The organism is Moorena sp. SIO4G3 (genome assembly GCF_010692305.1).
Classification (GTDB): Bacteria; Cyanobacteriota; Cyanobacteriia; order Cyanobacteriales; family Coleofasciculaceae; genus Moorena; species Moorena producens_A.
Map to the genome: position 1 here is coordinate 1 of NZ_JAAHIG010000029.1, position 25,820 is coordinate 25,820.

The following is a 25,820-nucleotide window of genomic DNA, read 5'->3' on the forward strand; positions in this document are numbered from 1 at the left end:
TGTCACGTTTTCTAGCTAGTCAAGTTTGACTAACTCATTTGAACTAATCGATTTGGACTAGCAAAATTTTGTGACTTGTTTGTGAAATCCAAAATTGATAAATTAACGCTATTCCTCTGTAGATAGGGAGATGGGTAGATGGGTAGATGGGGAAATAGAGAGATGGGGAGATCGGGAAATGGGGAGATAAAATTGATGGCTAGCCGTAATTTACAGAATTGCTCTAAAAACTGCTATTTTAATGGGAGTGACGTCTTTAAAATGCTGATAACTCCCCTTTTCAGCCAACTTGATTCCAAGCAATGGATCTGTGTACTGGATCCAGCCTTAGCGCTCTCCTATTATGGAGTCCACATAGCTCAGCAGCTAGGAGAAATAATGGAACTCTGGATAGCAAGAGAGCTTTGGCATATTCTTAACAATACTAAGTTTTATTTACAACAACCAGAACTGCTTATTCCCAAAAGCACTCTCAATGAAAAGGCATCTGAACAGGAGAAAGCAACCTTAGAGAGTGTGATTTGGTCACTTAAAGAGTGGAAAGGATTACAAACCGAGAATGATTTGCTAGGACTAAATCTATTCTGGCTGGGGGATAGTCTCAGGGAGTCTTTACTGCCAAAAGGTACAACTACCAAGCTCTTGCCACGATGGGAATATTTAGCACGCTTATTAGATCGACGCATTAACCAGTCACAGGGGACCAATGATACTTTAATGGCGTCATTCCGGGATACTGTAGCTCTAAGTGCGAGTTTAGGTTCTGCTTTTATACTGAGCTATCAGAATCCTACAGATTTTAGTGATAATCGCCCTCCAGATATCTGCAAAGCTTTGGACAACTTGGGAATCTCTTGTCAACTGGTCAGTCCGCAGGATCGAATTGTGGCTTTGGAATCGGACTACTTACGCCAGTTGATGATTTACACCGGACTGGCAAAACTGTTATGGGAAGGGCTTCATTTGTGTGTTATACATCTTGTGACACCTGCAGTTACAGCATCTGAAAGAATGTCTAAGCTGTCTTGGAGCGATAACGTTGCCTGTGATCCTGAAGACTTGGGGAATTTCCCAGAGTTGAAGAAGGATCTATGGATAAATACTAAAGCGTTCTGGTATAGTCTTTCGATGTGAGATGTAAACATAGAACTAAACCCTTTAGAGAAGAGAAAACTCCGGATCGGCTAACAGGAGTAAGGAATACAGCGTTTTTTTGATTAGAAAAAATAACCATCTAGTTTTACAACTCATTTGTAAAGCCTAGAGAAACTATAAGTTTTTTAACAATTTAATTCCTTTTTGATTCCTATTCAACAAAATGGAAGGGGGGTAAGACCATCTATGGATCGGATCTTCCTAAATCATTTGTGAATAGTTATAGCAATCGGTGTAATGGTGTTGACAAATTTAAGGAACGAAGCTATGCAGCGCAGTCTTGGGAAGCTCAATCATTCCCTGGTCCGACGTTCCCTATTCCCTATTCCCTACGCACAGCGCTATAGTTTTTGCGTAAGGATTTAGCTGTCAGCCGTCAGCTGTCAGCCGTAGCGCATTAGCTGATAGCTGATAGCTGATTTTTATCTTTCCCCAGGTTCCGCTCATCAATCAAACAGGATGTTTATAGGTACTTGACATTTTTATTATGAAAGAGAAACTTAATTTTCCTCTTTATCGTCAAGATATAGCTAGTAAAGATCTAGAATCAGAGTTAGGAAATCAAGTGATTGGTAAGCTCTTTATCAATAATTCTTGTTTTTTAGTTTTTGAAACAAACAACGAATTTAAACCTAGTTTAGGGTCTAGCTCTAATTCACCCCCTGAAAGCAGTTGTCCTTTGAATGCAGTTGGTTATCTGGAGGTAAATGGAAAAGTTTATGCAATTACAGAATTCCAAGACAATACTACTTCCGCCACATCTCATCTTGCTAGTCTCTTAACAGAACGAGAGTTACAAATTGTTACTCTTGTTGCCTCAGGTCAGTCTAATAAGCTAATTGCTAAACACCTTGAAATTAGTGAATGGACAGTTTCTGCTCATCTACGTCGGATCTTCCTGAAGCTGGATGTCGATAGTCGAGCCGCTATGGTTTATCAATGTGCTCCTTTGATTCAGCAATTAGAAATGAATTAGCTATAGCCTGAGTAACTGCTATCAGCGGTCAGCGGTCAGCGGTCAGCAGTCAGCGGTCAGCGGTCAGCGGTCAGCGGTCAGCGGTCAGCGGTCAGCTGACGGGTAAATCCTTACCCATCATCTTGTACAGCACTGGATGCGATCGCTTAATCTGGTCGGGCACTGGATGCGATCGCTTAATCTGGTCGGGCACTGGATGCGATCGCTTAATCTGGTCGGGCACTGGATGCGATCGCATGATCTGGCCGAGCACTGGATGTGATCGCATGATCTGGTACGGGTATTGGATGCGATCGCATGATCTGGTACGGGTATTGGATGCGATCGCATGATCTGGTACGGGTATTGGATGCGATCACATGATCTGGTCAGGGTATTGGATGCGATCGCATGATCTGGTACGGGTATTGGATGCGATCGCATGATCTGGTACGGGTATTGGATGCGATCGCATGATCTGGTACGGGTATTGGATGCGATCACATGATCTGGTACGGGTATTGGATGCGATCACATGATCTGGTACGGGTATTGGATGCGATCGCATGATCTTGTCGAGCACTGGATGCGATGGGCGAGCATTGAGCCGCTACGCGATGAAGGGAAGCTTCCGCGCTTATGGGATTGACCGTAGGTCACGCTACGCGAACGCATTTTATTCTAATGATGTAGACAGGCTTTTTAGTACTTTAACTCTTACCTACTCTATGCTCCCTAATTTTAGATCATAAGCTCCCTTTTTAGATCAGTAAATTTAAAAATACTGTCAAATTAAATAACACCTAACTGAGTCTATAAATAGCTAATAATAATAGTTGTAAATAAAGATTTTTTTTAAAAATTAACCATTGCATTTTTTAGAGTATTTATGTATACTATAACTAAAGACTGAAACTAATAACCGCGCTGGTCGTAGCCGTTAATCACTACCAGCGCGGTTTTCCTCCCAACCAAGTAGGAGTTACTTCCATAATGGCAGAAAAGCGATGCAGCGCGGTCTTGGGGGTTCTCCCCATGAGCGACTGCATCAAGACAATCACGATCATCAATCCCAGGTTTTCAGCAACCTACCGGTGCTAATGATGCTGGTTTGGTTAAGAGTTGGAATTTTTTACTCTTTTACGCTTGCGGCGTTACCCTGTCGAGGGGGCACCCTACAATATCCTGGGATTAGCCCAAAGGGTTAGGACTTGGCCTACGCACTGGCAATCAATGGGATTAGCCCAAAGGGCTACGCTACGCGAACGCTTTAAAAGACAAGATTATGAAAGTCAAAGAAGTGATTAAAGTGTTAGAGGCAGATGGCTGGTATCTTGCTAGGACAAGAGGAAGTCATAGACAATATAAGCATCCCTCAAAGTCTGGTACGGTAACAGTATCGGGTAAATCAAGTCTTGAGGTTCCAATTGGGACTCTTAAAAATATATGGCGACAAGCTCAAATAGAGGAGGACAAAATTTAATGCGCTATGCAGTTGTTATTGAAAAAGGAAAAAATAGCTACGGTGCTTATGTTCCCGATCTTCCTGGGTGTGTTGCGGTGGCAGAAACAGTAGAAGAGGTTAAACAATTAATAACTGAGGCAGTGATGTTTCATTTGGAAGGATTAAAAGAAGATGGATTAACTGCTCCTGAATCAGTGTCATTCTGTGAGTATATTGAGGTGGCTTAGGGCGCACCCATCACACTCAACCAGAAACGATACCGTGCGGTATTCAGATTAGATTAGTCATTTATCCTGTGAAACAGGAGGTAATTGTTCAATGGCTGTAGAGCAATATCGCCAGTATATTCGACATCTTCTTTCCGAACGTGCTCAACGGGCTTCAAGGCAAACAATTGCACCAGAATACGAGGTTCAGACTGTCTTTGATACAGAGCAGGATCACTACCAACTGCTCTATGTTGGTTGGCGTGGGAATAAACGTGATTTTGGCTGTATTTTACATGTTGATATCAAGGGTGGAAAAATTTGGATTCAGCATGACGGCACGGAAGAGGGACTTGCCAACCGATTAGTGGAAATGGGAGTGCCTAAACACGATATTGTTTTAGCTTTTCATGAACCTGAAGTACGCGAGTTTACCGGTTTTGGTATAGGTTAAGGGTTAGAATAGATTTACAGATTAATCCCGAAAATAGTATTATTCAATGCCTGCTAAAGATATTCATCATGATGCTGTAAAAACCGCCCTAATCAAAGACGGTTGGAGCATTACTGATGATCCACTGATTCTCAAAATTGGTACTCGTAATGTCCTAGTTGACTTAGGTGCTGAAAAACTAATCGCTGCGGAAAGAGGTGCTACAAAGATAGCTGTTGAAGTAAAAACTTTTATGAGTCCTTCTCCTATTAATGATCTTGAAAAAGCATGGGGACAATTCTTTTTATATAGTAGGATTATGAAAAAACGAGAGCCTGATCGGCAGATCTATCTGGCAGTAGAGCGCAATAGTTTTAAAACACTTTTCCAGGAAGAAGCTGGACAACTTTTGTTAGAAGAACCTGGTTTTCGATTACTTGTTTTTGATGCCAAAATTAAGGAGATTATCCAATGGAAACCACAAATCAACCCTTAGATCAATGGCGTGAAACCCTAGAAAATATTTTAAAGTATTACGCCAATCTTCCTTACCGTTATGGTGATGTAACCACCTCTGTAATTATCAGTAGCGATTGCAATCATTTTATGCTGCTCCATGAAGGCTGGGAAAACCATTGCCGTGTATATGGTACTATAGTTCATGCTGAAATCCGCGATGGTAAAATCTGGATTCATTACGATGGGATTGAGGATGGTATCACGGATGAATTGGTTGCCACAGGAGTACCGAAGGATAGGATTGTTCTTGCTTTTCATCCCCCTGATATTCGTCAACATACTGGGTATGGGATTGCATAGCAAAGGGAACAGTCCAGTAAGGTGATAATGGTGCTTGTTTGGTTAAGATGCTGAATCCGATCAAGTAAAGCCAGTGGTTGTTAAGCCAATTTACCGACTGTAGTCAGTAATTTCTTGGAATCGCTATTTAGTAGCAATCCTTCTCTGTCTTCGACATCTGAAAGGTCTTCCAGCATTTCTACTAAATAACCATTTGCTTCTGCTACACACCAACAATAGGGATTCATTTTGTCCGGATGTCCTTCTGGTAAATCTGTTGCCACCAGAGTTTGATAAGACCTAGCCAGAAGCTTCGCTAACCACAAATAGTCTTTCCCTAGAGAAACTTCCTTTGTATAGGAAATAGTTATATCCATAGGAAAACANTAATGACTGATCACTAACGACAAAACGCAACAGACCATTTTAAAAGTGATTAACCGGACTTGATCTAACACATCTATTATTTAATTGAGGGGTATAACCCGTCATGCCAACTATTCAATAGTATGCTCTACTTAAGAATGTGGATCAAGAGGCACACATTTTTGTTGCTGTGCTTTAATCTTTTGCTGAACTCTAACTGGTACTCCCTTCACTGCTTTACCATAGAGGCGTTGAAACTCCTGTTCAAAATGGGCAGCAACCATAGGGCTATTTATAACTAACACCGTCTCATCGTTCCTGGTATTTGCTGCTTTTGACCAGTTGTGAGAGCCTGTAATCACTATCTTTCCATCCAGAATGGCAAATTTGTGATGTAAGACATCTCCTTCTGGCAACTGAGGCACACCGACGGTAGCAATCGGTTGACGCCAAGGACGGTTACCAGTCTCATATTTACACTTGTGAGCAACAGCTACTCCCATCATGTCCAAACCCTCACTGTAATAGCGAAAGGCAAAACTTGGCTCAATTAGCGCTTTGACCTTAACACCTTGTTCATGGGATTCCTCTAAAACATTAGTTAGCCGTTGCTCGGAAAATACAAACAAAGCTATGTGAATGGTTTCCTTAGCCTGAGGAAGGATTTCAGCGATCAGACCATTGCTACTCTGATGCCAAGGTTTGGTAGTGGAGGTTGGGGAGAATTGTATCGCGATAGTTGTATCCCCCACAGTCGTATCCCCCACACTGGTATCCCCCACACTGGTATCCCCCAGTGTCACCTGCTCTACTGGTCGCCATGGCTTCTTGAGACCAAACTTACTGTCTGGTTTACCCCCAGCACCATCCCCCCACATCAGGTTAAATTCCTGGGTGAATTGGTTAGCTAACTCTACACTGTCAATCTTGAGCAGATTGTTGGCATTGCCACGACTCTCTCGAAACTGAAAGTCACCATGTAGATCACTAAGAGTGAAGTTGGCTGAGGTAATAATAGAAACTTTGTTATCAATAACTATAAACTTATGATGCATTAAGCCACTGCCCCGAGAACCATCCGCTGTGTCATCAATCATAGGTACACCACCATTTCCTAAGATGATTAAAGCGTCTCCTTCTGAAATTTCCCTTGCACTGAGCTGACCATCTCCGTCACGGTCGATCAATATTAGGGACTCATTGTAGCGTGAGCGTTCTCTTTGGCGCAGTTTTGCCACTGACTCAGCGGTAAGTTTACTGACCGGAAGACTGTAGTTATTGTCTAAAATGACTCTGACCTTGACACCAGCTTGCTTACGTTCTACTAAAGCTTGGGCAATTCTGGGCATACGCAACTCCTGAACCGCCACATCTACTGTTGACTTTGCTGATGCGATCGCATCCACAATCACTTGCTCCAAGTTATCTCCCTCCCGAGTTACTCCCCGGTAAGGATCTATGTATTGGGCTGACCTACTATGATTAAAGTAAGCCTGAACCCAAGGGTCTTGGGGCAGAGGGGGCTCAAGAGAAACCTGTGGCTGAGCTTGTTGACAGCCACACAAAATCAATAGTATCAGCAAAAGATAATACAAATTCCAGTAAATGCACGCTGGTTGGGAACTCAAGGCATCAAAAAACCCGATTGAATAGCTGATTTCCTCATGCTAACAGCACAATCTTCAAATAGATGCAGTTGTTGAATTAACATAAAATACCAGGGGATATCAGTTGCCATCTTGTTCAACTACCCCCCCTAATTGCCTTTTTCTGATGGAATGGCTTATACCGAAGCCTAATTAGCGGGTTAGGGAGTTTAACCCGAACTACTGTCTTATGCCAAGACGAAAGAAAACATTCCCGTGTGGCCACAAGGGGTATGGTAAAACATGCCACCGATGTGATCAAAAAAACCGAGCACGGGAAGAGAAAAAACAGCAAAAACAGCAGTGGGAGTCTAGTTTTCAAGATGATCCCATTGACTTAAAAAACCTTCCTACCCATGTGGTTGTCAAAGCCCGTGGGATAATTGCTGGTTTGCAGAATCACCAAGATTACAGAGAATTTGGTGGCAAGCGGCTGCGCCACAACCGCTGGATCATTAGTATTCCTGTAACTCGCAACTACCGAATGATTTGTCACGACCAGGGTAGCTTATTGGTTCCTCACGCAGTTTTGTCCCACGAGGACTATAATGTAGGAAAACCAGGTGGTTAGTTATTAGTCATCAGTTATTATTCACTAATTATTAGTCATCAGTTATTAGTTATCAGTTTGAGAGAGACCTGGAAAGGTTATATGCTGAAGGTAGAGATAGCTGGTTGCCTGAAAACCCATGCAAATTTATCTGGACTATAGCGCCAACACACCACCACGCTCAGAAGTCATTAAAACTATTCAAGATGTCCTTGCCCAGCAGTGGGGTAACCCATCTAGCTTACACCAGTGGGGTCAGCGAGCGGCTATTGTACTGGAACGAGCAAGAATGCAGGTGGCTAGGTTAATCAATGCACCAGCAGAATCGATTATATTTACCTCTGGCGGTACTGAGGCGGATAATTTGGCGGTGATGGGGGTTGCCCAAGCCTACAAGAAACCCCAGCATATCATTATTTCTAGTGTAGAGCATTCTGCAATCGCTCAACCAGTGGCCTGGTTGGAGCAGTGGGGTTGGCAAGTGACTAGGCTACCAGTGGATTCTCTGGGAATGGTCAATCCCAGTGATTTAAAAGCTGCCCTACAGGCAAATACAGTTTTAGTCTCCGTCATCTACGGTCAAAGTGAAGTAGGTACGCTCCAACCTATTGATGAACTCGGACAAATTGCTCGTGAACAAGGTGTATTGTTTCATACCGATGCAGTTCAAGTAGCAGGACGCCTCAGCATCGATGTTCAACAACTACCGGTGGATTTGCTGTCGATTTCCAGTCACAAAATTTATGGTCCGATGGGATCAGGGGCACTGTATATCCGCCCTGGTGTGGAGTTAGTGCCCCTGATATCCGGTGGTGGACAAGAATCCCGATTGCGGTCTGGAACCCAGGCGTTGCCACTGATTGCTGGGTTTGGCATGGCGGCAGAACTAGCAGCAGTGCAAATGCTAAAAGAGACACCTCGGTTAATTCGATTACGCGATCGCATGTTTGACCAACTGGCTGATACCCCCAATCTCATTCCCACTGGTTCTAGAGACTATCGCTTACCCCATCATGTTAGTTTTTGTGTGACTTCCCCTACTGAGGGGGTGACTGGCAAAACTCTAGTGCGTCAGTTGAATCAGGCTGGTATTGGGATTAGTGCAGGTTCCGCTTGCCACAGTGGTAAACTGAGTCCGAGTCCGATATTGTTAGCAATGGGTTACAACGAGCCAGCTGCTTTGGCTGGAATTCGGTTGACACTGGGGAGAGATACCACAGAAGCTGATGTAGATTGGACGGTGATGGTACTTAAGCAAATTTTGGAACGACTGATGCCAGAACCAGCATTATCTAAGGTCTAACTTTGCTCAAAAAAGCCTCAATTGCTCCTATGGGTAGGGTTGATTGGGCGGGATTAATGTGGCAAGACATTAGTTTTCCTTTTTCTTTTAAGCAATTAATATTAGAGTTTTTGATTAACACACAGACAGACTCATGAATGAACTTCCTTTGAGCTTAGAAGATGCGATCGCTCAAGCTAAAGAAGCGACCAAAGCCGCCCTAGATGACGGTCAAACCAGGGTACAAGTGGAGTTGGTCTTTCCAGAAATTGCCCTGCAAGCCCAGTCAATCGCCCAAGCATTTATTCCTATTTTTGAGCAGTATGGCTCCGGACTGAAAATATTCTTTCCTGATACTGGTGCTTCAGCCCTTGCCCTTCGTGACTGGGGAGAGGTACCGTTTAAAATTACTGATGTTGGCACCAGTCGCTCCCCAGCAGAAACTAGAATTGATGATGATGACCAGGTTTTCTTGCTAGTGGGCCCGTCTGCAGTGGAAGTAGGCCAAGTGGAAAAGATTTGTAATTTGGCTGGGGATCGCCCCTGTGTAATCCTAAATCCTCAGCTGGAAGATGTCTCGATTGTAGGGATTGGCTATGCCGCACGTCAGTTGCGCGATCGCTTCCTGAAAACTCTGCAGTCTTGTTATTATCTGCGACCCTTTCCAGGAGGGGCTCTATGGCGTTGTTACCCTTCTGTGTGGCAAGTATGGCTAGAAATTGATGATGAGTATCAGTTAGTGACTGAAGAAACCAGCAAACCGACAACAGAGGCTATTGAGCAAATTATACTTAAGGCAAATCTAGTTAACACAACTAGCCCAGAAGATGCTCAAAATATACCATCTGCCCAAAAAAAACAGTCGTTCTTCTCAGGTATCCAGAAATTCTTAAATGCTCTGAGTCGTTGAACTCACAGTTGAACTGAGATATGAAAAACGTTATTAGAAATCTAGCTAGCGAGGCAAGAAAACCTCGTCTGTATAGATTCGGGAGTGTTAAGCTAAGTCTTGGCTAGTTAGTGAGATGAAATTTTAGAACTATCATAAGAGGAGTAACTTAGTTGACGATTTGCGGTACAAAACGATACGATCATTATGTCATCAAAGGTAGCTCGGTGACTAAGTACATCAAACTCAGAGTTGCTGCTGAGTGAGTCGGGGTCAATGTCAGAACGTGAGCTTGATGGGAAACGGCAGGGATAATCAAAGCCATTAAAACTCCATGACTGACAGCGCCGAGCTGCTCGCTTAGTATCAAAGCAAAATAAAGAATGACCCAGACTTATGCAACGAGCCTTCAAGACCAAGTTAAAACTTAATAATAGACAAAAAACCTTGATGGCTCAACACGCTGGGTATTCTAGGTGGCTTTGGAATTGGGCTTTAAAAAATATGTGGAACGAATCCTATAAAGCCGGGCTAAAGCCTTATGCTAACAAGCTGAAAAAGTTCTATACCAATCATGTTAAACCTCAATATCCTTGGCAGTATACCTTAAGTTCTAGGGTTTATCAATTCGTATTCATGCACTTAGTTGAAGCGTTTAACCGATTCTTTCAAGGGAGAGCTCAACACCCTAAGTTCAAGAATAAAGGTAGAAATGATAGCTTCACCCTAGATAATTGTGGGAAGGTCATGGAGTTTTCAGGAACTCGGTTGAAACTCCCTTTTATTGGGTGGGTTAGCACTTATGAACCTTTACCTGGAATCCAGATTAAGCGGGTTACAATCAGTCGAGTAGCCGATTATTGGTATATTTATTTGGCCTACGAGTTGGAACCTGAACCCACTGTTAAATGTAGAGAATATCTAGGTGTTGATGTCGGGGTTAAAGTTCTAGCCACCTGTTCAGATGGGACGGTATTTCCTAATCCTAGAGCTGACAAACAAGCTCAGAAAAAGCTGGCTAGACTTCAACGAGAACTATCTAGAAGAACTATGGGTTCTGCCAATAGAAATAAGACCAAGCTGAAATTAGCTAAAGCCCATCAACGTGTTGCTAACATCCGGAAAGATGCAATTCAAAAATTAACCTCTTGGCTTGGCAAAAACCACGCAGTCATTGGGTTAGAAGATCTAAATGTTTCCGGTCTGCTAAAAAACCATAAGTTAGCCCATAAGTTAGCAGGTGCGATAGCCGATTCCGCTCTTTATGAAATTCGTCGTCAAGTCGAATACAAGTCTGAGTGGTACGGTTGCTCATTGGTATTTGTAGATAGATTCTACCCATCCACTAAAACTTGTTCTAGTTGTGGTCATGTTCAGGAAATGCCACTTAAAGAACGAGTTTTTGATTGTGAGGTTTGCGGTGAAGTCTTTGACCGTGACTATAACGCCAGCCTGAATGCACGAACGTTTTGCCGAAGGCTATTCGGTCTAAGCCTGTGGAATAGGAAGTGCCGACACCCTATGAAAAACCAGGTAACTGGAAAGAAGCAGGAAGGGAACTTTAATACGGTTTTTACCGCATTATATCAGTTTCTCGTCGCAGGGAACCGGCGAACTTGCCAAGGCAAAAGGTTAAAAATGTTCGCTTAATGTGGAATTTTAGCTTTCCGAATGTCTAACAACCTAGATGCTCAGCCACCAGCAGTAATCAAAGACGAATTTAACCTAGATAACTTCCTCGAGGATATACCAGATATAGAGGAAGTGGAACAACCAACGACCGATATCCTCCAAATCGAGTCCGATGATGCTGCAGAACCAAAAGTTGGCATGGCAGAACTCAATAGCTTAGCTGATATCTTTGAAGGTCAGACCCCTGATTTGGATCAAACCTGGCAAGAAGAAGAAATTATCGCTCCAGATAACCAGCAGTTGTCTAGCCAATCAGAAAATACTATAACTACAGACGAACCAAAGGATTTATCTGACCTGATTAAAGAACTTGATGGGTTGGACATTCCAGAGGCAGCAGAGTCTACCGAGGAAGATTTACTCAGTTTGTTCGATGAGGAATTTCCAGAAGAAGCAGCTTTTGAGTTACTACAGTCAAGGGAGTCAACTCCACAGGAGATTCAACCTAACCCTACTCCAAGCCTGACAGATAAAGACCTTGAAGAATTATTTGCTGTTGGCAGTACTGAAGGAAACCTAACTCAAAAAACTAACCCAGCGGATGAATTAAGTAGTTTATTTGATGATACCTTTTTTGAAGAAAATAGCTCAAGCTCGGAAAGTAATCCTCCCACAAAATTAGATAGTTATGGGATGGGAAAACAGCAGCCTATTCGACCAAGCACACCGCACGTCGAGCCCACCCACAGCCCTCGCCCGGGTCTGACCAACACCGACCTGAATGAATTAGATTTCAATCTGGTCAATGAGTTGGAGCTTATTCCAACTCACCCCCCTGCAAACCATCACCAACCAGCAATTAAATCCCCATCAATGACAGGGTCTTCAAACCCCACCTCGACTTCAGATCGACCCAGTGAGGCGTCTACACCTGGTCTTAATTCAAGTGTAAAAGGAAAAAATAGAAAATCCGATCCCATAAAATCAAACAAATTACCAGATTCATCACCAAAACCCTTACCAACAACCCAAGATCAATGGCAGCAATTAGAGCAGCTGTTGGCAGAAGCTACGGCCCATTACCAAAACGTTGATTTTGAAAGTATAAAACCCCTGGATGTGAGCTTAGCCACTGTTGAAGTGGGATCAGAGCAGACAAGAATTTTTGATGAACTAGAACTCCTATTAAATGAAACTAGTAGCCCTGAACCTAACCACTCCCTAGACCAAGAAACCCGGAAAACCAATCAGGCGGACTCAGTAGAGGATGACTTTAAAGACCTCGAGCACTTGCTAGAGCAGGCAAATCAAAGCATCTCTGCTATCCCAGGAGGGATAAACCAGGAGCTGTCCCGCCAAACAAGGCGTCCGAGATCTAAGCTATTTGAACAAACCATGCGGGTACCGGTTAAACAACTGGACACCCTGAGCAATTTAGTCGGAGAACTGGTGGTTGGTCGCAATACCTTAGAGCAAGATCAAGAACGGCTGCGGCAATTCTTAGATAATTTATCCCATCAGGTATCGAGCCTCAACGATGTGGGTTTGAAAATGCGGGACTTGTATGAGCGAACCCTGCTGGAAAATTCCCTATTGTCTAGTAGTAAGATTTACCGAACTACAAGCATCCAAGAACGGGAACAAGGAAAACAGAATTACTCCAGCGTAGAAGACTATCACCCTCTAGAAATGGACCGCTTTACAGGGTTCCATTTGCTATCCCAAGAGATCATTGAGCTGATTGTTCGGGTCAAGGAGTCGGCATCTGACATTGAGTTTTTGGTGGATGAAACCGACCAAGTAACTCGTACCCTCAGACAGGTAACCAATCAACTCCAAGAAGGACTGACGCGATCGCGTATGGTGCCCTTTGCCCAAGCAGCAGACCGAATGCCCCGTGCAGTCAGGGAAATTTCCTTGCAGGAAGGCAAGGAAGCCGAGCTACAGGTTGAGGGGCGGGAAACCTTGATTGATAAAATGATCTTAGAACACCTCTATGATCCTATGACCCACCTGGTCAACAATGCCATTACCCACGGGATTGAGCTACCAGAAGAACGGCTGGCTGCGGGGAAGCCTAGGGCGGGTAAAATCACCCTCGGGGCATTCTACCAGGGAAATCAGACGGTGATTTCCATCTCGGATAATGGGGCGGGCATTGATCCAGATCGAATTAGAGCTAAAGCCCTTGAAAAGAATCTGATTTCCCCAACTGAGGCAAAAACCTTGAGCGACTTGGAGTTGTTCAATTTTATCTTCCACCCTGGGTTCACCACTGCTGAGAAAGTGACTGACACCAAAGGTCGAGGAGTAGGTATGGATGTGGTGCGCACCTGCTTAAGTGAAATTCGGGGAACTATTACTATCGACTCTAGTCTCGGGCAAGGAACCACCTTTACCATTCGCTTACCCCTGACCCTGAGTATTTGTAAAGCCCTCTGCTGTGTAAGCGATCGCGCCAGAATTGCTTTTCCCATGGATGGGGTGGAAGATATGCAGGATGTCTCCCCTGACTGCATTCAGACCAATTCCCAAGGTCAAGCCTTTCTTCAATGGCGGGACAGCCAGATCCCATTCAAGCCCCTCTCAGAATTGCTGACCTACCATAGCCAACTCAGCCGGGCTAGTGTCTATGGCAGCCAACGGGAAGACAACTTGATTTCTGTGGTGGTACTGCGAAGTACAGGTAACATGCTCGCCGTAGAGGTTGATCAGGTATTAGGGGAGCAAGAAATTGTTATTAAGCAAATCGAAGGCCCTGCACCTAAGCCAGTAGGCATTACCGGGGCGACCGTCTTAGGGGATGGTCGCGTGATGCCCATTGCTGACGTTCTAGAACTGATTGACCTTGCTATGGGTCGGATTCGTAAAGATGGTGGTGTTGCGATCTGGCAAAGGATGGAAACTCCAACCGCCACCGGAGCGGAGGCCAATCTAATCAAATCTGATCCCATGGTGTTGATTGTGGATGATTCAATCACAGTCCGAGAACTTCTTTCTATGACCTTCAGTAAAGCTGGTTATCGGGTAGAACAAGCCCGTGATGGTCAAGAAGCCTGGGATAAACTTCGGTCTGGTTTGCCTTGCGAGATCGTATTCTGTGACATTGAAATGCCCAGAATGGATGGTCTAGAACTGCTATCTCGCCTTCAAAAAGACCCAGATTTGTGCGAAATCCCCCTGGCCATGCTCACCTCTCGTGGTGCTGATCGACACCGGAAAGTAGCTGCTGATCTCGGTGCTAGAGGCTATTTTACCAAACCCTATCTAGAAGACGTGCTACTAGATGCTGCCCAACGAATCAGGCAAGGGGAAGTGTTGTTAGCTCGAAGTAATTAACACAGGTAATCCCAATGGGTAGCTGCGGGCAGCATCCTCAACCAAATCATCCCAATCCCAAACCAAAGACCATGACCAGACCTGGTTAGGGTAACAATACCTCTGGAGGATCGTACTTTTCGGGATCTAGAATCGGGGAATGGGAATTATGGATTGGGTACTTTAAAAACTAAGCTAATGACAATAAAAGCGTTTGACTTGAATTCGCATCAAAATACGGCATCGGGTAAGACAGGTCGGTTTCGCAATTGGATAGTGGGGTTCACGAAAAAACCGATCTCTCTCAATTCCCCAACTTCCAATCCCCATTTCCTAATACCGTTGATGACACTATCGTTGTGGGGACTACCAATCCTATCAGGGTTAGCCGCCAAAGCCTCAGATATCCCACTAAAAGTAGGAGTCGTGCAGCGCTTTGGAGATGAACCAACTGACAAGCTCACCCTGAAAGCTGCCCCGGACGATCAGCTAACCGTCAAATTTTTAGGCGGTGATATGCAACCGAAAACCAAGCAGCTTAGCAGCCTCAAGCTGGAAATAGTCAATAAACCGTTACAGCAGCCGCAGATCGAAGAGTACGTGGTCTTGAGTAACCATGGGACCTTTGAAACTGCAGAAGATAGTGCCAATAAATGGCGGGAAAAGGGGATTGAGGTGGAAATTGCCAAGCCTGACCGCTGGCAGGTGTGGGCAAAACGGAGTGTTTATCAAACCCCTTTATTGCGACGTCTACTGCTAGCAAGTATCAAAGCCAAAGGTGATACTATTGCTTATATTGATACTAACGTTGTCACCGAGGTGCCCCATGCTTCCTTTGTAATTGGTGACTATCGCTACCATCGACGGGAAATCGATATTACTGCTGGCAAAAATCGGATCTGGGTAAGCAAAGGAGACAATAACCGTAGGACAAGACTTTATCCTGGTAGTCTACGGATCCAGCCCAATGCCTATGGTGACTATACCTTAGTAAATCAGGTACCTCTAGAAAGCTATTTGCGCGGTGTAGTACCTCATGAAATTGGACCTGGAGCACGCTATTCAACCGTAGCTGCCCAGAGCATTATTGCTCGCACCTACGCCTTGCGGAACCGACGCCGATTTAATGTTGACGGTTACGAACTCTGTGCGGATACTCACTGCCAGGTTTATTTCGGAATAAATCAAACCAATCCGGTCGCTGACCGTGCGATCGCAGCTACTAAAGGTTTAGTGCTGACCTACAATAATGAGTTAGTAGATGCCCTGTATTCAGCGGCAACTGGTGGAGTCAGTGCGCCTTTCAGTGATGTTTGGAATGGGTCAGAACGTCCTTACTTAAGAGCAGTGGTAGACTCCCCATACTCCCTCTGGAATTTGTCACAAAAATCCTTAGCAGACGAACAAAATTTCCGTGAGTTCATGAACTTGAAGCAAGGATTTAATGAGACTGACAATAGTTACTTATTCCGCTGGAAGTACAACAATAGCTTAAAACAAGTCACCAGCCATTTACAACGCTATCTCAAAAAAACCAAACACCCCCTTGCCAACTTCACTACCATTGAGCATATGGAAGTGGTAGAGCGTTCACCAGCAGGACGAGTGCTGAAAATGGCGGTAACAACGGATCGGGGTATGCTGGAGCTGAGTAAAAATGAAGCCCGCAGCGCCTTTGGTCCTCCCCGCAGCACCCTCTTCTACGTAGACCCGATTTATGACCAAGCCAACCAAACCCTCAAAGGCTTCGTGTTTGTGGGTGGTGGCTTTGGACATGGGGTTGGCTTTAGCCAACACGGTTCCCAAAATTTAGCTAAACTCGGTTGGTCCGCAGAAAAAATTCTCAGCTTCTATTATCCTGGTACTCAAATTCAGCCTTTGAACAATTCTATTATCTTCTGGCAAAATGCCAGCGCACTAGTCACGCCCTAGTCTAATCAAGGGTCAAAGAGGGGAGAAAGTGAAGATATGGAATAATTTCAGGAAAGTTATTCCATATCTTCCTCGATGTAGCTTGGATTTAGCGTGATTTCGCCATCATCCCATTACCTAATCATCTCATCACCCCATTTTCGGCGATGGGGAAGTAAAGAGCTCAAAGAGTAAAACACCCAACTTGTAAGCTCTGTTACTTCCCCTCTGTTATTAGTACTTATATTAGTAATTAGTACAGTGCTTCTTCTTGATGAGTTTCGATCGTGCAATCAGAGGTGGGGTAGGCCACACAGGTCAGAACGTAGCCAGCCTCCATTTGGTCATCATCCAGGAAGGATTGGTCTGACTGGTCAACAGTACCACTGGTTACTTTGCCAGCACAGGTAGAGCAGGCACCCGCACGGCAGGAATAAGGCAGATCTAAACCTTGCTCTTCAGCAGCGTCGAGAATGTATTCGTCTTCAGGAACGTCAATGGTTGTATTTATACCTTCGGCGTCATTTTTCAAGGTGACTTTGAAAGTAGCCATGTTTTACTAATCCCCTTTGTTATTATTACTTAGATTATTACTTAGTAAAGAGCTTCCTCGATTTAGCGTGATTTCTCCATCACCCTATTACCTAATCATCTCATCACCCGATTTTCGGCTAAGGGGAAGTAAAGAGCTTGAAGAGTAAAACACCCAATTTCTAAACTCTCCTACTTCCCCTCTGTTATTAGTACATATATTAGTACTTAGTACAGAGCTTCCTCTTGATTAGTAGTGATCGTGCAATCAGAGGTGGGGTAGGCGACACAGGTTAGAACGAAGCCATTCGCTATTTGCTCATCATCCAGGAAAGATTGGTCTGACTGATCAATAGTACCACTCTCTAGTTTGCCAGCACAGGTAGAGCAGGCACCCGCACGGCAGGAATAAGGCAGATCTAGACCTTGCTCCTCGGCAACGTCGAGAATGTATTCGTCCTCGGGAACATCAATGACTTTCTCCTCTTCTGGCATTTTTAAGGTGACTTTGTAAGTTGCCATGTTTTAGTAATCCTCTCGTAAAACAATAGTAGAGACCTTGTGAGTATACGGCAAAAGCCTATCCTTTGGTTTAAGGAGCTTGGCATGCTTATTTTTACTCCATCTCTGATACTACGGGAAAACACTCAGCAGATTAAGACCGATTAAGAATGAAAGGCTGAATCGCCAATTTGATAAGTTTTACTTATATTTTCCCGCAAGTATCTACACCACAGAGTTAGCTGTAAAACCACTCCATGAAAATGCTCTAAGGTCTAGGTTTAACAGGTTTTTTAAAGATCCTATCTCCCTCAGATAACTTCAGCAAAATCCTTAGGAATTTATAATTAGGAATACTTATCATTACCATCCAAGACCTGTATCCAAACATCAGTTGATCCGGTGATGGGCTGATGGATAAAAAGGTATATCACTTGCCAGGCTTGAGATCAGTTTTGCGGTATCATGGTAAGTTTGCAGCGATGCAGCGCGGTCTTGGGGAGGCAGCGCGGTCTTGGGGAGGCAGCGCGGTCTTGGGGAGGCAGCGCGGTCTTGGGGAGGCAGCGCGGTCTTGGGGGTTCCCCCCATGAGCGACTGCCGTGGTCTCCCCCATGAGCGACTGCCGTGGTCTCCCCCATGAGCGACTGCCGTGGTCTCCCCCATGAGCGACTGCCGTGGTTTCCCCCACTCGCGCTTTGCATGGCTGACAGTGACCAGCAAAAAAGGAACAGAAATTACAATGGCTCAGATGTATTACGATACCGACGCTAACCTAGACCTACTGGCGGATAAAACTATTGCTATCATCGGCTATGGTTCTCAAGGTCACGCTCACGCCCTTAATCTTAAAGAAAGTGGCATGAATGTGATCGTGGGACTTTATCCAGGTAGTAAGTCTAAGGCCAAAGCTGAAGAAGCAGGCTTAACCGTCCACACAGTGGCTGATGCTGCTAAAGCAGCTGACTTGGTGATGATCCTGCTGCCGGATGAAGTGCAAAAAACCATTTATCAGGCAGAAATTGAGCCAAATCTGACCGAGGGTAATGTTATTGCCTTTGCCCACGGCTTCAATATTCATTTTGGTCAAATTGTTCCCCCAGAGTTCGTAGATGTGATCATGGTTGCTCCCAAAGGTCCAGGACATTTGGTGCGGCGCACCTATGAACAGGGAGAAGGGGTACCTTGTCTATTTGCTGTTTACCAGGATGCCACAGGCCAAGCACGCGATCGCGCCATGGCTTACGCCAAAGGAATTGGTGGTACCCGTGCCGGGATTCTTGAAACTACCTTCCGGGAAGAAACAGAAACTGACCTATTTGGTGAGCAAGTTGTATTGTGTGGCGGCTTGAGTGAATTGATTAAATCTGGATTTGAGACCCTAGTCGCTGCTGGTTATCAACCAGAATTGGCCTATTTTGAATGCCTTCATGAAGTCAAACTGATTGTTGACCTAGTCGTCGAAGGTGGTTTAGCTAACATGCGGGATAGCATCTCCAACACTGCTGAATATGGTGACTATACCCGTGGGCCAAGGATTGTTACTGATGAAACTCGCGCCGAGATGCGTAAAATCCTCAAAGAAATTCAATCAGGTCAATTCGCCCGTGAATTTGTCTTGGAAAATCAGGGAGGTAAACCCGTTTTCACTGCTATGCGCCGTCAGAATAAAGAACATCCCGTCGAGGAAGTTGGTAAAGACTTACGCGCTATGTTTAGCTGGTTGAAAAAAGTCTAAGCATTGTTGACCGTTGACGGTTTACGATTAATATCTTAAATCAGGACCTTTTAACTCAGGACTTATTTATAATCAGGACTTACGCTATGACTATACTTGTCGGATGGGTAAATAACTCATATTTGGCGTAAGTCCTGTAAATTTGAGATTTTATAGCAGTCGAAGTCAAGGTTAAGACATATTTCTGTTCCCTTTAAAGCCAAATATTATGTCCTAAACTATACTTCCGTTGCTATAGTGGGACGATTATTAATCCAAGGGTTTGCTGCTTCCAACTGAGCCGCTAATGCTAATAGTCTTGCTTCTGATGCTGGAGGTCCCACTAACTGAATTCCGACAGGTAAACCCTTGTCATCAAAACCAGCAGGAATTGCGATCGCAGGAAGTCCAGTAGCATTAAATGGTGGACACGGTCCAATCCAATTAATAATATTCTCCAAGGTTTCTTCATAACTCAAATCGTCCCACTCTCCTACCCGAATCGGTGGATGTAAATAAGTCGGTAACACTAGCACATCATAGTTGTTAAAGAATCCCACAATTTGACGCGCTATAATTTGTAGCTTAGTCACCGCTTGTAAGTATTCCCCAGCAGAACCGGATTGTTCAGCAATCCAGCGATTCATCGGACTTAAGGCTTCTAAGGGAATTCCTGCTGACGTTACCCCAGCTTGCCATACTGTCTTAAACGGTTCTACTATGTCACTGAAATCTGGACAACCCGGTTCAACCAGATGTCCCATCCCTTCCAGTCGCTGCACCGTTTCCACCACAATCTTTTCACATACAGCTGACGCTTCTCCCATCGGTTTAATCGATGTGGCAAAACTAATCCGTAAATTATCCAGTTCTTGATCGGTAGCCTCTAGAAATGATATCTCTGGGTCAGGTAACCAGTAAGGGTCTCCAGTAATATAGCCAGACATCACATCCAGTAAAGCAGCTGCATCAGCTACCGTCCGTGCCATCGGACCAATACTAGCAATACCACTTTGAAAGTCTCCTACTGGAGCGTAAGAAATACGACCTCGTGTCGGTTTAATCGCCACCAAACCACAGCAAAAGGCTGGACCGCGCAGGGAACCGCCACCATCGGAACCTTGGGCAATGGGAGATAAGCCAGCTGCTACTGCTGCCGCTGAACCCCCACTAGACCCCCCTGGTGTGTAGTCCAGATTCCAGGGATTGCGAGCTGGTGGAAATCCTGGGGGTTCGGTATAGGGTAACGAACCCAGTTCAGAAGTAGCGCTTTTACCTAAAATAATGAATCCAGCTTGCTTGATGCGGGTGATTACCCCATCATCATACTCAGCAATATTGTCTTTGAGGGCAGCCACACCAAAGCTACAAGGGAGTCCTTCTACAGCCCTGAGGTCTTTAATCGCAATTGGAACACCGAAAAATGGAGGAAGTTTAGAGGTATCAGTAGTTTCGGCAAGTTGTTCGGTTTTGGTTTTAGCATCCGCAAGTGCCATCTCAGACGCCACAGTGAAGTAACTGCCTAGTTGGGGATTTAATGCTTCGATGCGTTCAAGGTAGAGTTGGACTAAATCTAGGGGTGATATCTCACCCTTGCGGATCAGTTGGGCTTGGTCTAGAGCTGGAGTAAACGCTAGGTCAACTTGATTCATAATGGTTCTTTGCCATCAAGGGATGCTTTTTTATAAAAAAAATGCCTAAGAGTATTGCTAGGCAAAACTTTTAGGCATTCAGATGCTAGTTAGAAAAAACTATATTCTTAAAATCTCAAAGCTATACAGAGTAAGAGTTTGAGAGACTTTTTGTTAAATGTTGCTTAAATCCAAGACTATAGCAGGTTAGGCGGTGAGCCCATACCATAGGTGTCTTGATAATGATTTTATTTTAGTAGCAATTATACCACTTAATTTTATAAATTGGTATAACACATCGTCAAATCCTGGTGATTTTCCAGAAGTTTCCCAAAATTACTAGCTAGGTTGCAGGTACCGAAGAGCCAAAATTTTTCAGTAACTTAGGTAATATAGCACTTCAGCGCCTCAACACACAATATGCCTTCACCTTTTCCTGGGATGAATCCCTACCTGGAGAAACCAGAATATTGGTCACAAGTTCACAAGTGGCTAATTGTCCTGATTGCCCAAAGCCTTAACCCCCAGCTACGTCCGAAGTATCGGGTAGCAATTGAGGAAAGAGTCTACAACGCTACTGGTGATGATTCGATGCTAGTAGGAATTCCTGATGATGTAGTTGTTCAAAGTTCTCAAAGCAACCACCAAGATCCGTCACCTCTGGTTACCGTTGCTGCTCCTAGCGTTAAACCAATGAAGATTGCTCTACCGATGACTGAAACGGTTAGGGAGCGATGCAGCGCGGTCTTGGGGGTTCCCCCCATGAGCGACTGCATCAAGAAGTGGTATTTAGAAGTGCGAAAGGTGGAAACTGGCAAAGTAATTACTGTTATCGAAATTCTTTCTCCCAAAAACAAATGGTCTGCAGAAGGGCGCAGCACTTATGAAACCAAACGGCAAAAAATATTAGATAGCTTAACCCATTTAGTGGAAATTGATTTACTGCGTCAAGGAAAACCGATGGCTATGAATACTCAAGCCTTCCAGAGCCACTATCGCATCGTGGTCAGCCGTTCTCAAGAACGTCCCCAAGCGGATTTATATGCCTTTAATCTCCCCCAAGCAATACCTTCTTTTCCTTTACCTCTACAACCAGACGATCGAGAACCTACGGTTAATTTACAACAATTATTACATCAGCTTTACGACCAAGGGAGTTATGATTTAGCGATTGATTATAGTCAAGAACTACCACCACCTTTATCTCCAGAAGATGCAGCTTGGGTAAAGCAAGTATTGATTCAGCAGTAGCATGTAGTGTTTAATTTTAATATCGTTTAGGTATATCTTCCTCTTCCTTGATTAATTTCATCCCAGCAGCTTTAGGGTCAAAGCCTTCAGGAAATATGGTTGTACAAGGATAGTTAATATACAGGATTTAACACGCAGCTTCCGATGTTGTTTCATCTGAATAAAGTGCGTATTGTAAATTAGCTCTAGATAAATCAGTTTCCTTTAAATTAGCTCCCGATAAATCAGCTTACTGTAAATTAGTTCTAGATAAACGAGCTTGCTGTAAATCAGCTTCTGATAAATCAGCTTCTGATAAATCAGCTTTAAATAAAATAGCTTTCTTTAAGTTAGCTTCCTCTAAATAAGATTGCTGTAAATTAGTTACTAATAAACTAGCGTTATGTAAATTAGCTGCATCTAAAATAGCTTGTTGGAAATTAGCTCTATATAAACGAGCTTTCTGTAACTGAGTTTCACATAAACTAGCTCCATGTAAATTAGCTCTATATAGACGAGCGTCTTGTAATTTAGCTTTAGATAAATCAGCTTTCTGTAATTTAGCTGCATATAAATTAGCTTTCTGTAATTTAGCTGCATATAAATTAGCTTCTTGTAAATTAGCGTTAAGCACCTACACAGAATTAATTACCTATTGCCAATCTCTGTAACCCTTACCCTGCAAGGCTTTGAGTTTTGGAAAATGTGTAATTAATTTTGTGTACCTGCTTAACTAGTTCCGCACCAGAGAGCTGAACTCCTCTCAAATAAGCCTTTGGAGCCTCTAAACCTTCTAAGCTCTGCCTCCGCCAGGTCAACCAAAACCAGGGAATACGCCTTGGTTTTGAGTTTAGGAATTCCAGAGCTTCTATTCTACCGCCACTTCCTCGTTGAGCGTAGGCTGCTGTAACTACTTGCCATGCCTGATAAACTTCAGCATTTCGTCTATCCTGCTCACCACCAATAAAGACAATCACACCAATAAGTAGAGATAGATTACCCACTAGTCCTAAAATTTCTAGCAATGCTAATCTATTCAGATAATCCAAAACAGGCTCTAAAAACTTTTTTTCTATGCTGATGAAAGGTTGATGGCACTTGAACAAGGCTAACTTCAAAGGATTTTTAACAATTTGCTCAGCTTTATGCCAGTCTTGCTCAGCATCTCCTTCACCTTTTACTAATAGGCGATTTTGGTAAAGCTTATAAGCTATTTTTTCAACCTTTTGGTAATGAGTTTTATTTGACGAAGGGGTTAGAGAGACTTTAATTTGATTAAGAATTTGATTCAGCTTCATGATTGCCAACTAGGGGCAAACCCTATATATTTGGCTTACTAGCATAAATTAGCTGCTATTATAACTTAGCGATCGCTTAACTAATTTCTTCTGGTAAAACTTAAAGTTTATTACGTTTGTTTAAGCTAAGTAACAAAACTAACATTAGCGATTGCTAATCCCAGCAAGCGATCGCTTACCTTGATATCCCTGATACTATCAAGCATTAATTTATTTATTAACTAACTTTAGATTAATTTGCCCTGTGCTCCCTACTAAGTTTATCAAAAAATACTTTACCAAAAATTTTGGGTTTAAAGCCCCGTCCTAGAAGGACGGCTTTTTTTTGTTCGCAACTGAAGGCTCCAAAGGAGCATCTATGTATTGACAGTTTTATCGCACCGTGTTATTATTAAATAATAACAAAAAAATAATTAATTTTCTAGATAAACATGATCTTGAATAAGTAGACAGTGTAAAAAACATTTTTTGAGATAATCATGTTGCACTGTGCAAGTCTAACGATTTGGACGTCTATGAAAGTCTAAGATCAAAAAAATGTTTATCTAAATTTGTTATCTATTTTAGGTACGGTGGGGCACACCGAAACCTAGGTCATAGACCAAATACGCTTGTGGAGAGGAGACCTCTATTTTTCCTGGCTCCGGCCTGGTTAAACAAGTCACCCCGTGGAAGCAAGAATCCCCGTCCTTCCAGGGCGGGGAGTGTCAATTGATAGAAATAGTGACAACTAGGATAAAGCTGATGGAGTCTTTATTATTATTGTTGTTGCTATATCATTCTTTATCTGTCATTTCTGATCGATTATATAGCGTTTAGTGCACTGATGAGGTAAGGAGTTGCGCAAAAATAACTTACCTATTACAGGCTAATTTTGACAAGGATTGAGGAACGTAATTCCTTGATAAGCAAGAGTTACACCTCTCAATTAGTATGCAGAAATTGGAGAATTATTACTGCGCAATTCCTAAAGTCTTCTTTGAGGCAGATTCCCTGTCTTGATGCAGTCGCTCATGGGGGAAACCACGGCAGTCGCTCATGGTTTGGGTTCTGTGTGCGGAACCTGCGTCCGCACCTTGTAAGCCCCGTGGGGACCCCCTTTGGCGGCGCTGCCTCCCCAAGACCGCACTGCATCGCTTAAAACAATCTTGAATATTGCCTTTTGCCTTTTGCCTTTTGCCTTTTGCCTTTTGCCTTTTGCCTTTTGCCTTTTGCCTTTTGCCTTTTGCCTTTTGCCTTTTGCCTTTTGCCTTTTGCCTTTTGCCTTTTGCCTTTTGCCTTTTGCCTTAAAAGGATAAGCAATGTCCCTCACTCGTTATGAAAATTGCCATACCTTACCTTAAAGCTATCTATATCTACCCGATTAAATCCCTTGATCGGATTGAACTCCAAACCGCCACTCTCCTCAAAAGTGGTGCCCTAAACCATGACCGGGAATTTGCCCTATTCGATCAGCAAGGTAAATTTGTCAATGGTAAGCGCCATGCCAAAGTCCACTTGCTGCGGTCGGTCTTCGATATCCAATCCCAATTGCTATCGCTACAGATTCAGGGCACAAACCAAAACATTACCTTTCATATTGATCACGGGCGAACTGCTCTGGAAGCTTGGTTAAAGGATTACTTCGATTTTCCAGTTAAAGTAGTGCAGAACACCAGCACTGGTTTTCCAGACGATACCAATGCTCTTGGTCCTACTATTATTAGTAGCGCTACCATTGAAACCGTTGCTTCTTGGTTCCCTGAAATAAGTGCTGAAGACATACGACGTCGTGTTCGAGCCAATCTAGAAATTGGAGGCGTTCCAGCTTTCTGGGAAGACCAATTGTTTTCCGAATCAGGGCAATCTATTCAGTTTAAAGTAGGGGAGGCTTTGATAGAAGGAATTAATCCCTGTCAACGTTGTATTGTTTTAGCACGAGATCCTCAGACAGGAGAGGCTACTGGTAATTTTCAAAAGACTTTTATGGCGAGACGCAAGGAAACCCTACCATCCTGGACAACCAGCGCTCGTTTCAATCATTTCTACAAATTAAGCGTGAATACAAATGTGCCTGTTTCAGAAGCCGGTAAAGTGTTACAGCAAGGGGATCCCATCCAAATCCTGAAGGTTAGTTAAGGATGCAGCGCTATAATCCCAAATCGGGTTCAAATCCCAAAAAGCGATGCAGAGGTGCGACCCGTGGCGAATTTAATTACGGGTCAAACGCACCATTACGGTCTTGGGCGTTTCCCCCACTCGCGCTTTGCATCAAGACAGCGATCGCTAATCAACAAAGTTATTAACCGAACGTGATATCAATTGTCAAC

General features: G+C 43.7%; 29 protein-coding genes and 1 pseudogene. 19 read left to right on the forward strand and 11 right to left on the reverse strand.

The window, feature by feature from the left end:
• Nucleotides 1–138: 138 nt before the first annotated feature.
• The 3 genes from F6J99_RS07745 (at nt 139) to F6J99_RS07755 (ending at nt 2,131) form a co-directional block, all read left to right on the forward strand.
• Nucleotides 139–1,134, forward strand: coding sequence for a hypothetical protein (locus tag F6J99_RS07745; protein WP_202972078.1), 996 nt, complete (start codon nt 139–141; stop codon nt 1,132–1,134).
• 233 nt (nt 1,135–1,367) lie between these two features.
• Entirely contained in the window at nt 1,368–1,502 is a 135-nt protein-coding gene (locus F6J99_RS07750) for a hypothetical protein (RefSeq protein WP_293109808.1), read from the forward strand.
• A 140-nt stretch (nt 1,503–1,642) separates the two neighbouring features.
• Nucleotides 1,643–2,131 (forward strand): LuxR C-terminal-related transcriptional regulator, encoded by a 489-nt coding sequence (locus F6J99_RS07755; protein WP_293112431.1) that lies wholly within the window; start codon nt 1,643–1,645, stop codon nt 2,129–2,131.
• Between the two features lie 91 nt (nt 2,132–2,222).
• On the opposite strand, the gene F6J99_RS07760 is transcribed toward F6J99_RS07755, so the two are convergent.
• A complete protein-coding gene (locus tag F6J99_RS07760) occupies nt 2,223–2,399 on the reverse strand; it encodes a hypothetical protein (RefSeq protein ID WP_293112432.1) in 177 nt (58 codons plus the stop codon).
• Nucleotides 2,400–2,486: 87 nt separating this feature from the next.
• On the reverse strand, nt 2,487–2,693 hold the full coding sequence (locus F6J99_RS07765) for a hypothetical protein (protein WP_293112433.1): 207 nt from the start codon (nt 2,691–2,693) through the stop codon (nt 2,487–2,489).
• Nucleotides 2,694–3,395: 702 nt separating this feature from the next.
• Here F6J99_RS07765 and F6J99_RS07770 point away from each other — a divergent pair.
• From F6J99_RS07770 to F6J99_RS07790, 5 genes are all read left to right on the forward strand, one after another.
• Entirely contained in the window at nt 3,396–3,593 is a 198-nt protein-coding gene (locus F6J99_RS07770; RefSeq protein ID WP_293112434.1) for a type II toxin-antitoxin system HicA family toxin, read from the forward strand.
• Nucleotides 3,593–3,802, forward strand: a complete 210-nt coding sequence (locus F6J99_RS07775) for a type II toxin-antitoxin system HicB family antitoxin (RefSeq protein WP_293112435.1) — start codon at nt 3,593–3,595, stop codon at nt 3,800–3,802. Before F6J99_RS07770 ends, F6J99_RS07775 begins: the two co-directional genes overlap by 1 nt.
• Before the next feature lie 91 nt (nt 3,803–3,893).
• Complete coding sequence (locus F6J99_RS07780; protein WP_293112436.1) at nt 3,894–4,235, forward strand: XisI protein; 342 nt, start codon at nt 3,894–3,896, stop codon at nt 4,233–4,235.
• Between the two features lie 46 nt (nt 4,236–4,281).
• Nucleotides 4,282–4,710, forward strand: a complete 429-nt coding sequence (locus F6J99_RS07785) for an element excision factor XisH family protein (protein WP_293112437.1) — start codon at nt 4,282–4,284, stop codon at nt 4,708–4,710.
• Nucleotides 4,686–5,033 carry a XisI protein gene (locus tag F6J99_RS07790; RefSeq protein ID WP_293112438.1) on the forward strand — a complete coding sequence of 116 codons (348 nt, stop codon included), beginning with the start codon at nt 4,686–4,688 and terminating at the stop codon, nt 5,031–5,033. Before F6J99_RS07785 ends, F6J99_RS07790 begins: the two co-directional genes overlap by 25 nt.
• Nucleotides 5,034–5,113: 80 nt before the next feature.
• Here the strand turns inward: F6J99_RS07790 and F6J99_RS07795 are convergent, their stop codons facing one another.
• A complete protein-coding gene (locus F6J99_RS07795) occupies nt 5,114–5,389 on the reverse strand; it encodes a hypothetical protein (RefSeq protein ID WP_293112439.1) in 276 nt (91 codons plus the stop codon).
• A 141-nt stretch (nt 5,390–5,530) separates the two neighbouring features.
• A complete protein-coding gene (locus tag F6J99_RS07800) occupies nt 5,531–7,006 on the reverse strand; it encodes a phospholipase D-like domain-containing protein (RefSeq protein ID WP_293112440.1) in 1,476 nt (491 codons plus the stop codon).
• A gap of 208 nt (nt 7,007–7,214) precedes the next feature.
• On the opposite strand from F6J99_RS07800, the gene F6J99_RS07805 reads away from it, so the two are divergent.
• From F6J99_RS07805 to F6J99_RS07830, 6 genes are all read left to right on the forward strand, one after another.
• Nucleotides 7,215–7,595 (forward strand): hypothetical protein, encoded by a 381-nt coding sequence (locus F6J99_RS07805; RefSeq protein WP_293112441.1) that lies wholly within the window; start codon nt 7,215–7,217, stop codon nt 7,593–7,595.
• 118 nt (nt 7,596–7,713) lie between these two features.
• Complete coding sequence (locus tag F6J99_RS07810) at nt 7,714–8,877, forward strand: cysteine desulfurase family protein (protein ID WP_293112442.1); 1,164 nt, start codon at nt 7,714–7,716, stop codon at nt 8,875–8,877.
• A 133-nt stretch (nt 8,878–9,010) separates the two neighbouring features.
• Nucleotides 9,011–9,766, forward strand: a complete 756-nt coding sequence (locus F6J99_RS07815; protein WP_293112443.1) for a DUF1995 family protein — start codon at nt 9,011–9,013, stop codon at nt 9,764–9,766.
• Between the two features lie 375 nt (nt 9,767–10,141).
• On the forward strand, nt 10,142–11,395 hold the full coding sequence (locus F6J99_RS07820; RefSeq protein ID WP_293112444.1) for an RNA-guided endonuclease TnpB family protein: 1,254 nt from the start codon (nt 10,142–10,144) through the stop codon (nt 11,393–11,395).
• 21 nt (nt 11,396–11,416) lie between these two features.
• A complete protein-coding gene (locus F6J99_RS07825) occupies nt 11,417–14,716 on the forward strand; it encodes a hybrid sensor histidine kinase/response regulator (protein WP_293112445.1) in 3,300 nt (1,099 codons plus the stop codon).
• Between the two features lie 177 nt (nt 14,717–14,893).
• Complete coding sequence (locus tag F6J99_RS07830; protein ID WP_293112446.1) at nt 14,894–16,627, forward strand: SpoIID/LytB domain-containing protein; 1,734 nt, start codon at nt 14,894–14,896, stop codon at nt 16,625–16,627.
• A gap of 232 nt (nt 16,628–16,859) precedes the next feature.
• Here F6J99_RS07830 and F6J99_RS07835 read toward each other — a convergent pair whose 3' ends face one another.
• From F6J99_RS07835 to F6J99_RS07845, 3 genes are all read right to left on the reverse strand, one after another.
• On the reverse strand, nt 16,860–17,159 hold the full coding sequence (locus F6J99_RS07835) for a ferredoxin (protein WP_293112447.1): 300 nt from the start codon (nt 17,157–17,159) through the stop codon (nt 16,860–16,862).
• A gap of 206 nt (nt 17,160–17,365) precedes the next feature.
• The gene (locus F6J99_RS07840; RefSeq protein ID WP_293112448.1) at nt 17,366–17,659 is read right to left on the reverse strand and encodes a ferredoxin; all 294 of its coding nucleotides are present in this window, start codon (nt 17,657–17,659) and stop codon (nt 17,366–17,368) included.
• Nucleotides 17,660–18,028: 369 nt separating this feature from the next.
• Nucleotides 18,029–18,301 carry a hypothetical protein gene (locus tag F6J99_RS07845; RefSeq protein WP_293112449.1) on the reverse strand — a complete coding sequence of 91 codons (273 nt, stop codon included), beginning with the start codon at nt 18,299–18,301 and terminating at the stop codon, nt 18,029–18,031.
• A 76-nt stretch (nt 18,302–18,377) separates the two neighbouring features.
• On the opposite strand from F6J99_RS07845, the gene ilvC reads away from it, so the two are divergent.
• A complete protein-coding gene (gene ilvC / locus F6J99_RS07850) occupies nt 18,378–19,373 on the forward strand; it encodes a ketol-acid reductoisomerase (protein ID WP_293097348.1) in 996 nt (331 codons plus the stop codon).
• A gap of 218 nt (nt 19,374–19,591) precedes the next feature.
• On the opposite strand, the gene F6J99_RS07855 is transcribed toward ilvC, so the two are convergent.
• Nucleotides 19,592–21,004, reverse strand: a complete 1,413-nt coding sequence (locus F6J99_RS07855; protein WP_293112450.1) for an amidase family protein — start codon at nt 21,002–21,004, stop codon at nt 19,592–19,594.
• 399 nt (nt 21,005–21,403) lie between these two features.
• On the opposite strand from F6J99_RS07855, the gene F6J99_RS07860 reads away from it, so the two are divergent.
• Nucleotides 21,404–22,234, forward strand: a complete 831-nt coding sequence (locus tag F6J99_RS07860; RefSeq protein ID WP_293112451.1) for a DUF4058 family protein — start codon at nt 21,404–21,406, stop codon at nt 22,232–22,234.
• A gap of 127 nt (nt 22,235–22,361) precedes the next feature.
• Here F6J99_RS07860 and F6J99_RS45475 read toward each other — a convergent pair.
• The 3 genes and pseudogenes from F6J99_RS45475 to F6J99_RS07870 form a co-directional block, all read right to left on the reverse strand.
• Nucleotides 22,362–22,460 (reverse strand): annotated as a pseudogene (locus tag F6J99_RS45475) (pentapeptide repeat-containing protein); the annotation flags it as partial.
• A 3-nt stretch (nt 22,461–22,463) separates the two neighbouring features.
• Nucleotides 22,464–22,847: a pentapeptide repeat-containing protein gene (locus F6J99_RS07865; protein ID WP_293112452.1), complete on the reverse strand. Its 384-nt coding sequence runs from the start codon at nt 22,845–22,847 to the stop codon at nt 22,464–22,466.
• A gap of 40 nt (nt 22,848–22,887) precedes the next feature.
• Nucleotides 22,888–23,511 carry a hypothetical protein gene (locus tag F6J99_RS07870; RefSeq protein ID WP_293112453.1) on the reverse strand — a complete coding sequence of 208 codons (624 nt, stop codon included), beginning with the start codon at nt 23,509–23,511 and terminating at the stop codon, nt 22,888–22,890.
• A gap of 1,100 nt (nt 23,512–24,611) precedes the next feature.
• On the opposite strand from F6J99_RS07870, the gene F6J99_RS07875 reads away from it, so the two are divergent.
• The 3 genes from F6J99_RS07875 to F6J99_RS07885 are packed head-to-tail and all read left to right on the forward strand — an operon-like array spanning nt 24,612 to nt 25,796.
• Nucleotides 24,612–24,809, forward strand: coding sequence for a hypothetical protein (locus tag F6J99_RS07875; RefSeq protein WP_293112454.1), 198 nt, complete (start codon nt 24,612–24,614; stop codon nt 24,807–24,809).
• Nucleotides 24,810–24,828: 19 nt separating this feature from the next.
• Complete coding sequence (locus F6J99_RS07880; protein WP_293112455.1) at nt 24,829–25,629, forward strand: MOSC N-terminal beta barrel domain-containing protein; 801 nt, start codon at nt 24,829–24,831, stop codon at nt 25,627–25,629.
• 2 nt (nt 25,630–25,631) lie between these two features.
• The gene (locus F6J99_RS07885) at nt 25,632–25,796 is read left to right on the forward strand and encodes a hypothetical protein (protein ID WP_293112456.1); all 165 of its coding nucleotides are present in this window, start codon (nt 25,632–25,634) and stop codon (nt 25,794–25,796) included.
• Nucleotides 25,797–25,820: the final 24 nt, after the last annotated feature.

What these genes read in the sequence shown, in the direction of transcription:
- F6J99_RS07830 (WP_293112446.1), top strand. Translation starts at nt 14,894, where the DNA reads ATGACAATAAAAGCGTTTGACTTGAATTCGCATCAAAATACGGCATCG.
- F6J99_RS07790 (WP_293112438.1), top strand. Translation starts at nt 4,686, where the DNA reads ATGGAAACCACAAATCAACCCTTAGATCAATGGCGTGAAACCCTAGAA.
- F6J99_RS07855 (WP_293112450.1), bottom strand. Translation starts at nt 21,004, where the DNA reads ATGAATCAAGTTGACCTAGCGTTTACTCCAGCTCTAGACCAAGCCCAA.
- F6J99_RS07825 (WP_293112445.1), top strand. Translation starts at nt 11,417, where the DNA reads ATGTCTAACAACCTAGATGCTCAGCCACCAGCAGTAATCAAAGACGAA.
- F6J99_RS07795 (WP_293112439.1), bottom strand. Translation starts at nt 5,389, where the DNA reads ATGGATATAACTATTTCCTATACAAAGGAAGTTTCTCTAGGGAAAGAC.
- F6J99_RS07785 (WP_293112437.1), top strand. Translation starts at nt 4,282, where the DNA reads ATGCCTGCTAAAGATATTCATCATGATGCTGTAAAAACCGCCCTAATC.
- F6J99_RS07845 (WP_293112449.1), bottom strand. Translation starts at nt 18,301, where the DNA reads ATGGGGGAGACCACGGCAGTCGCTCATGGGGGAGACCACGGCAGTCGC.
- F6J99_RS07760 (WP_293112432.1), bottom strand. Translation starts at nt 2,399, where the DNA reads ATGCGATCACATCCAGTGCTCGGCCAGATCATGCGATCGCATCCAGTG.
- F6J99_RS07770 (WP_293112434.1), top strand. Translation starts at nt 3,396, where the DNA reads ATGAAAGTCAAAGAAGTGATTAAAGTGTTAGAGGCAGATGGCTGGTAT.
- F6J99_RS07745 (WP_202972078.1), top strand. Translation starts at nt 139, where the DNA reads ATGGGTAGATGGGGAAATAGAGAGATGGGGAGATCGGGAAATGGGGAG.
- ilvC (WP_293097348.1), top strand. Translation starts at nt 18,378, where the DNA reads ATGGCTCAGATGTATTACGATACCGACGCTAACCTAGACCTACTGGCG.
- F6J99_RS07870 (WP_293112453.1), bottom strand. Translation starts at nt 23,511, where the DNA reads ATGAAGCTGAATCAAATTCTTAATCAAATTAAAGTCTCTCTAACCCCT.
- F6J99_RS07885 (WP_293112456.1), top strand. Translation starts at nt 25,632, where the DNA reads ATGCAGCGCTATAATCCCAAATCGGGTTCAAATCCCAAAAAGCGATGC.
- F6J99_RS07840 (WP_293112448.1), bottom strand. Translation starts at nt 17,659, where the DNA reads ATGGCAACTTACAAAGTCACCTTAAAAATGCCAGAAGAGGAGAAAGTC.
- F6J99_RS07835 (WP_293112447.1), bottom strand. Translation starts at nt 17,159, where the DNA reads ATGGCTACTTTCAAAGTCACCTTGAAAAATGACGCCGAAGGTATAAAT.
- F6J99_RS07810 (WP_293112442.1), top strand. Translation starts at nt 7,714, where the DNA reads ATGCAAATTTATCTGGACTATAGCGCCAACACACCACCACGCTCAGAA.
- F6J99_RS07805 (WP_293112441.1), top strand. Translation starts at nt 7,215, where the DNA reads ATGCCAAGACGAAAGAAAACATTCCCGTGTGGCCACAAGGGGTATGGT.
- F6J99_RS07880 (WP_293112455.1), top strand. Translation starts at nt 24,829, where the DNA reads ATGAAAATTGCCATACCTTACCTTAAAGCTATCTATATCTACCCGATT.
- F6J99_RS07755 (WP_293112431.1), top strand. Translation starts at nt 1,643, where the DNA reads ATGAAAGAGAAACTTAATTTTCCTCTTTATCGTCAAGATATAGCTAGT.
- F6J99_RS07820 (WP_293112444.1), top strand. Translation starts at nt 10,142, where the DNA reads ATGCAACGAGCCTTCAAGACCAAGTTAAAACTTAATAATAGACAAAAA.
- F6J99_RS07780 (WP_293112436.1), top strand. Translation starts at nt 3,894, where the DNA reads ATGGCTGTAGAGCAATATCGCCAGTATATTCGACATCTTCTTTCCGAA.
- F6J99_RS07775 (WP_293112435.1), top strand. Translation starts at nt 3,593, where the DNA reads ATGCGCTATGCAGTTGTTATTGAAAAAGGAAAAAATAGCTACGGTGCT.
- F6J99_RS07860 (WP_293112451.1), top strand. Translation starts at nt 21,404, where the DNA reads ATGCCTTCACCTTTTCCTGGGATGAATCCCTACCTGGAGAAACCAGAA.
- F6J99_RS07815 (WP_293112443.1), top strand. Translation starts at nt 9,011, where the DNA reads ATGAATGAACTTCCTTTGAGCTTAGAAGATGCGATCGCTCAAGCTAAA.